Below are 6035 nucleotides of genomic sequence, written 5' to 3' on the forward strand. Positions count from 1 at the left end.
TGGCGATTACCGTCAACCCCACCGATGTCATCAATACAAAAAACCTGTGTAAGATCACACTATTTTTAAATCAGAAATACGGTGCGGAATGACAGTTATAGGTGTTCTTGATGCAATTCAGGCGCCTACCTCCATTCAAGAGTGGAGTCCGCAGGAGATATCTATTTTTAATATAAAGGCTCTGTTTTCTGGTGAAATTACTTCATCTGAAACAGAAGATAATATAAAAGCTTATCTTCAATGTTTTGATAAAAGGCAAATAATAGATAATAAAAAAACATTGTTTCATAGTATACTTCAAGACAAAAATACCTTTAAGCTATCTGATTCTGATGGTTTGGTTATCGATAATAAGCTAACCGCAATACTTGAGGGTAATAAATTAAAATTTAAAAGTTTTCATATGTTGAGGCGAATATTCGATGTTGATGGGTATTTTAAAGAGGCCACTGATGATGATTTAAGAGAGTTTTCTAATCATGATCATTTCCATATTTCAGATAATTTTGACCTTATAAGTCTTGCTGATACAGTAATAAGAAAGAAAGTATCATTAATAAATAAATCAAGAGTCTTAGAGAATTATACTGTGGATGCTTTATTAGCAGCAGCTAATGAAAATGGAGTGGTTTTTGATTTAGTTATACACGAAGATAATGGCAAAAGGAAAATTGCAATGCCACAAGAGAAAAAACACATTAAGAGGCTATTGTGTTTTCTGGATGAAGATTATTTTACCTCGCAGATTACTCAAACATTATACAGGACAAACTCTAAGAAAAAGGTTAATCAATCTTAATGAATGGTTATTCCTCCGGTACATAATAGCCAGTAAATAACTCTAAAAAATCAGCACCCCAATCCATCACATCTGTGGTGGTTTTTTATATCAGCATGTTATAGGACTCTCTGATTTCAAGGAGTCGTTTTGGTGAGTAAATATTAAGCTGAGAAACCAAAAGTAAGAACGCAAGAAAAAGCTTAAAACTTAATGTTAATGAGCTTCTGGATAGTCAGAGGTTTTTTTATTATCAGAAACAGGAGAAAATCCAATGTTTAGATATAATCTAAATCAAGCTATCAAAATCAATATCAGCATTGAAGTAGGTGGAGTCAAAGGTCGCGCTGAGTATATAAATCACATCAATAACTATTTGATTAGTTATAGAGCCTCAAATGGTTGTGTGGCTGAAGGCTAGTTTGATGAAGATGGCATTTCATCAGCAGATGAAGACTAGTAACTAATTCAGAGCATTCTACTGACAGAGTACTCGATAGTAATTATTCAATCCACCACGGTATTTAAAATGCCTGGGATTTATTAAACTGAAAAGTAGAAAGTTCTGATTCCAACTGTTTCCAGGTTGGAAATGGTTCAACGAAGTTTTTGTTAAATATAATAATTTACATTTACAATATTTGCGGCCAACTCCGTTGATCTAAGGTTTTTCAAGTAAAGCTATCTATATCTGACATATTAATGGATATGAAGGAATATTTATTAGTGGAAGGTAGATTGCGGCGATATACAGCCAACTGAGTAACATACCGACAATAACGCAAATTATATATAGAGAGAGTCTTATAAATATAGATTTGCTTTTAGTACTCACAGTTTTTAATGGTAGGTGATTCGCACAAGCATCGAAGAAAAAAATTGCAAACAAGAGAGTGATAATAATACTTAAGATGCCGCCTATTGCTGCTTCGTGAGTGGAATATTTGCAACTAACTCTTGTGGCAAAAAAATAGATCAAACCATTTACTACTGTGTAACTTGCAAGCTTAGACATAAGTGCGCTGAAGTTGTCAGCTTGCTGAGGTAGTTTTTTTAGTGAATCATCTATCTTTTCGATGGTTGATTTAAAACTCATTACAGACTCCTTGAGAGTGTTTTTGTTCATGGAAAGATAAAACTACCTATTTTTAACATGAAAGAAGTTGAGACAAGTCACTTAATGAAATTAAAGCTAAGAATGATAATTTCATCTTTTAAACAGTTACGTTAATACTGACAACTCATGCTACCGCCTGTTCCTATCGCGTACTAGTGATAATGCTGATGTATAATCCTCCTATGCAAGGAGGAAGTGATGTTAAAAATATTCAATTGCGTAAAACTTATCGGATTGCTGATTGTTTTTATTTTACCTTGTATCGGGTACTCGGAAACCCAATACGTAGATCCTATGACAACATGTCTAAATGATTATGTCCTTCCTAAATTATCAGCAGACATACTGCCTGAAAAGTTAGTGGATGATGCTTTTATTACGTGCAAATCTCAGGTTGATGAGTGGCTTAAGCCTTTTGAGGCTATTGATAAACGTGAAGAAAACTATAAATCTATGCATGATTTTTATGTTCGAATGGTAAATATCAGACGGAAAGCCGAATTAAGCAATAACTGAATGATGATTATTTGTTATTGAATAAATATTGCATGTTGACCACCTTCCACGGTGGTTTTTATATTTTAAGGGAAAGAAATGGCAAAAAATACTGACTGGGAGGGAATAGAGCGTGATTACCGTTCCGGCTTTCTCTCAATCAGGGAGATTGCCAAACAACACGGTATTAGTGATGCCGCAATCCGCAAGAGGGCAAAGACTGAGGAATGGGTTCGCACTATTGTTGAAAGTACGCAGTGCGAACCTGATGCGAACCAAGCGGAAAGTCAGGTAGCAAGTAACACCAGTAATATCTTGGAGTCTGAAAAGTTCGCAGAGAGTTCGCAAGGAACCGCAGGGATTCTAAAGCCGCAATACGAACAGTTTGCTCAAAACATAGCGGCGGGTATGCCGATGAAAGAGGCGGCAATTTGTGCGGGTTACTCTCCAGCCCGTGCTGATTCTCAATCATCCATATTGATACGCAGACCGGAAATAAAAGCCCGCATTCGAGAACTGAGAAACGAAGCGGCGTTGCTTGTTTCATTCAATGCTGGACACCTGGCTGAATTGTCGTTTCGTGCTGGGAAGGAAGCGTTAGCAGATAAGAAGTTCGGGCAGGTTGCCCCAAATATTAAAAATGCCGCGCAACTTACCGGTATCGACATGAGCAGCAATAAAACTGAGGTCAATGTTGATCTCGCTGGCCTGAGTTATGGCAAAGTCTGTATTGTCACTCCCGCCAATTGTCCTGCTGATGTCTGGGCTTCTCACATGGAGAAATTGCGCGAGGGAAAACAGGTAGCCCAGTCATCATAGATGGTGTTATGTACGCTTTTAGTAGTGACTGGGCGACAGAAGTTTTATATGACCGAGCATTAGGTTCTGTTCGCTGGCGTTGGACGTATGGCGGGCGTGGTGGTGGCAAATCGGTAGAGATCGCTCGTGCACTGGTATTGTTGGGTGCTATAGAACCAATGACGATTCTCTGTGCCCGTGAATTCCAGAACTCAATCAATGATTCTGTTCTTGCCCTGCTTGAGGCACAAATCATTGATCTTGGACTGTCCCACTTCTATAAGGTCAAAAACAACGAGATTGAAGGTCGGAATAGCACTCGTTTCACGTTTAAAGGTCTTCGAAACAACATTCAAAGCATCAAGTCGATGCATGGCATTAAGATCTGTTGGGTTGAAGAGGCCCAGACTGTTTCACAAGATAGTTGGGATATTCTTGGTCCGACAGTTCGTGCTAATAAATCCGAAGTCTGGGTATCTTTCAACCCCAGAGAAGAGGAAGACCCGACATGTAAACTGATGACCCGGCATCATGAAGATCCCCCTGACGGCGGCGTTATTATTCGAAAAGTTAACTATTGTGATAATGCCTTTTTTCCTGACGTACTCCGGCAGGAAATGGAATATTGCAAACGCATCGACTATGAAGCGTATGAGCATATTTGGCTTGGATTACCAAAAGCACTCAGTGAAGCGGTTATTTTCTCTGGAAAATACCGGGTTGAAGCATTTTCTGATGAGCTATGGCTAGAAGTCGACCGGCTTTTCTATGGAGCTGACTTTGGTTTCGCTAATGACCCGTCCACACTGGTTCGCTGCTTCATTATTGGTACCAAACTATATATCGAATATGAAGCCTATGGGGTAGGCGTTGAATTAGATGAAATGCCCCAGTTCTATGATTCGGTGCCGCTTTCTCGTAAATGGCCCATTCATGGGGACAGTAGCCGACCGGAAACTATCAGTTACTTATCACGCCAGGGGTTCGTTATCGATGGTGCCACAAAATGGCCGGGGAGCGTTGAGGATGGGATCACTTACCTAAAAGGGTTTGAAGAAATCATTATTCATGAACGCTGTAAGCACATGATTGATGAGGCAAGACTCTATTCATACAAGACTGACCGACTGACCGGTGAAGTCCTGCCGGTGGTGCTCGACAAACATAACCATTTATGGGATGCGGTACGTTATTCTCTGGATGGTTATATCACAGGCAAAAACAACCCACTTCGTATATCTAAAAATCTGTTGGGGCGAATTTAATGTTTTTCAGATTCAGACATAAAAAGAAAGCGGAGGCTTTGCCAGTTGAACAGGATATTGATCAAGCATCACCTCAGCCAATGAACATACATCCGGATACTTTCGGATCGATAACAGAGAGAAAAGTAGCTCGGCCTGTTGAACCATACAGGCCCCCTCCCGGTGTTGTTCCTACTGAACAGTTATCCGCATTAATGGCAATGGATTCTACACCTTATGAATATATGACGGGTACAGGTGGTATATCGGGAGATGTGGGTTTCCCCGGTTATCCTTATCTGGCCCAACTGTCACAATTACCCGAATATCGGAAAATGGTCGGCACTATTGCAGGGGAGATGACTCGTAAGTGGATAAAGCTAACGTCAGTGGGTCTTATTATTAAATCGAACGGGAAAACCGTAGATGTAAAGCCGATGGTGCATAATATGACGGGAACAGGGAGAAAAATCGAGAATGGAATAATCTATAATGTTCCAGTATTTCGCCTTCAGCGTGGTAACAGTGCTGTCATTATGAATCCAGTGGTTGGTGATATTGGTTTAATTGCTATCTGTGATCGTGACATTAGCAGCGTCAGAGCAACAAAAGCGCCGACGTTGCCGGGCTCAAAAAGAACGCACAATTATTCAGATGCAATTTACCTGGGGGGCGTTTTAAATGCAGAACCACAACAATATGTTGAATTCGTAGATAATCAGGTAAATATTGTTTCACCGAATAAAATTAACGTAGTCGCTCCGACAACGGAAATGACTTCATCAAATTCAATCACAATGAACTCACCATCTATTATATTAAATGGTGCGGTTATTCAAGGTGGTGGCGGTAACGGTGGAAATGCAATATTCGGCAGTACCGTAACAGCGAAGGGCGAAATTACAAGAAATGGGGTTAAACTTTCATCACATGTGCATGGTGGTGTTGAATCTGGTGGTTCGAAAACCAACAGTCCAGAGTAAAAATATGTATAGAAATCTAACATCAAATATTATTGTCGCAGGAGCTTTGTTTGCCTGCGTGTTTAGCGCCGGGGCAAAAAACAGTGACACTTCTCGGCAAGAAAAGATATCCGCTATGTGTATGTCCCAGTCTATATTACAGCAGTATGCCGCGAGTGCAGGGCTTAACTATATAGATCCGTCCACCCTCGCAGAAGAGGTCCTGTTACAAACAGGAAGTTACTCGGCTGAAAGCCCGGTATATAAAGCTCAAAAGGAAGATGCTGTAAATCAAGGAAAAAAATTGATGCTAAAAGAGAAACAAGTAATGAATATTATCAGGTATTACTATGAGAATCGTGATGAAGCAATGTTGTCGCGGGGGGAAGGGGTTTCATCCGTTTTTCAGCAGCTATGTATCGTTAATCCAAAACGTTATCTTCCTAGCTACAACGCGTTAAAAGCAGCGGGAAAAATATAGAATCGAACGGTTCAAGAACCTATAAACCCCAGTCGTGTTGGTGGATAAAGTCATCTTCGGCTTACAGTAACCCGAATTCTGCTTAAGCCATCATTGAAATATCTTTCTCTGAGTAGAAAATTTTCAGTGATGGCTTTTTCAATTTAAGGCTGTAAGCAAT

8 protein-coding genes are annotated in these 6035 nt (G+C 39.9%); 7 read left to right on the top strand and 1 reads right to left on the bottom strand.

The window, feature by feature from the left end:
- The first annotated feature begins 88 nt into the window (after positions 1-88).
- Positions 89-799, top strand: coding sequence for a Kiwa anti-phage protein KwaB-like domain-containing protein (locus BA1DRAFT_RS20890; protein WP_235201197.1), 711 nt, complete (start codon positions 89-91; stop codon positions 797-799).
- Positions 800-1052: 253 nt separating this feature from the next.
- Positions 1053-1199, top strand: coding sequence for a hypothetical protein (locus BA1DRAFT_RS23835; protein ID WP_200868815.1), 147 nt, complete (start codon positions 1053-1055; stop codon positions 1197-1199).
- 264 nt (positions 1200-1463) lie between these two features.
- Here the strand turns inward: BA1DRAFT_RS23835 and BA1DRAFT_RS20895 are convergent, their stop codons facing one another.
- Positions 1464-1874, bottom strand: coding sequence for a hypothetical protein (locus tag BA1DRAFT_RS20895; RefSeq protein ID WP_036783435.1), 411 nt, complete (start codon positions 1872-1874; stop codon positions 1464-1466).
- A 219-nt stretch (positions 1875-2093) separates the two neighbouring features.
- On the opposite strand from BA1DRAFT_RS20895, the gene BA1DRAFT_RS20900 reads away from it, so the two are divergent.
- The 5 genes from BA1DRAFT_RS20900 (at position 2094) to BA1DRAFT_RS20920 (ending at position 5875) form a co-directional block, all read left to right on the top strand.
- Positions 2094-2411 carry a hypothetical protein gene (locus BA1DRAFT_RS20900; protein ID WP_051560919.1) on the top strand — a complete coding sequence of 106 codons (318 nt, stop codon included), beginning with the start codon at positions 2094-2096 and terminating at the stop codon, positions 2409-2411.
- A 78-nt stretch (positions 2412-2489) separates the two neighbouring features.
- Positions 2490-3209: a terminase small subunit gene (locus BA1DRAFT_RS20905; protein ID WP_036783437.1), complete on the top strand. Its 720-nt coding sequence runs from the start codon at positions 2490-2492 to the stop codon at positions 3207-3209.
- Between the two features lie 8 nt (positions 3210-3217).
- A complete protein-coding gene (locus tag BA1DRAFT_RS20910) occupies positions 3218-4453 on the top strand; it encodes a PBSX family phage terminase large subunit (RefSeq protein ID WP_051560920.1) in 1236 nt (411 codons plus the stop codon).
- Positions 4453-5415, top strand: coding sequence for a Gp138 family membrane-puncturing spike protein (locus BA1DRAFT_RS24550; protein ID WP_338049316.1), 963 nt, complete (start codon positions 4453-4455; stop codon positions 5413-5415). Before BA1DRAFT_RS20910 ends, BA1DRAFT_RS24550 begins: the two co-directional genes overlap by 1 nt.
- Before the next feature lie 4 nt (positions 5416-5419).
- Positions 5420-5875, top strand: coding sequence for a hypothetical protein (locus tag BA1DRAFT_RS20920; protein ID WP_036783439.1), 456 nt, complete (start codon positions 5420-5422; stop codon positions 5873-5875).
- Positions 5876-6035: the final 160 nt, after the last annotated feature.

The sequence above is a fragment of the Photorhabdus aegyptia genome (genome assembly GCF_000612035.1).
Lineage (GTDB): Bacteria > Pseudomonadota > Gammaproteobacteria > Enterobacterales > Enterobacteriaceae > Photorhabdus > Photorhabdus akhurstii.